The sequence below is a fragment of the Curtobacterium sp. VKM Ac-1376 genome (genome assembly GCF_015351025.1).
In the GTDB taxonomy this organism is placed as follows: Bacteria; Actinomycetota; Actinomycetes; order Actinomycetales; family Microbacteriaceae; genus Curtobacterium.
On sequence record NZ_JADKRV010000059.1, the window covers coordinates 1 to 506 of the forward strand.

2 protein-coding genes are annotated in these 506 nt (G+C 66.6%); both read right to left on the reverse strand.

The genetic code is table 11. From position 1 onward, the window contains the following. Positions 1–185, reverse strand: a 185-nt coding sequence (locus tag ITJ56_RS18645) for a hypothetical protein (RefSeq protein WP_228518192.1), incomplete at its 3' end; no start/stop codon positions are given. Positions 186–238: 53 nt separating this feature from the next. Further along, a partial coding sequence (locus ITJ56_RS18650; protein ID WP_228518193.1) for a hypothetical protein occupies positions 239–506 on the reverse strand: 268 nt, incomplete at its 5' end.

Here is a 506-nt window from a genome sequence, read left to right on the forward strand (position 1 = left end):
ACGGTGTTCCAGCCTCGACCCCATCTGCAACACTCCGATTCACGATGGTGTTGCAACGACCAGCTGAACCCAAGGGTGCCTTCGAATCCGCGTTCGGTGAAGAGGCGTTCCGCGACGGACAGGATCTTTGCTCGTGTCGCGATGCCTCTCGGCCGTGGGGTGGTCCCGGCTTCGGTGGTCGTCATGGCCTTGGTCCTCCGTCCTGATCCTATGGTCTCGCGCGGAGTGGTCTCCTGGGTCACGCTGCGGCTGGGGCCGTCGGCGCAGCGCAGGTGAGGGCGAAGGCGAGCTGGTCGAGTTGGAACGCGTCGCCGACGGCGTGGAAGTCGATGCAGTGCCCGGCGGCAGATACGATCCGCGCGTCGACGGACGGTGAGCTCGAGAACAGCGCGGCGTACTCGTCGAGGGGCTGCTGGTCGGCGACCCAGTGGAGACGATTGCAAGGGAGCCGACGATGCGTGCGTCGCTGTGGGGACGGTTTGCCGTGGTGCTCGGCGCTCGTGCCG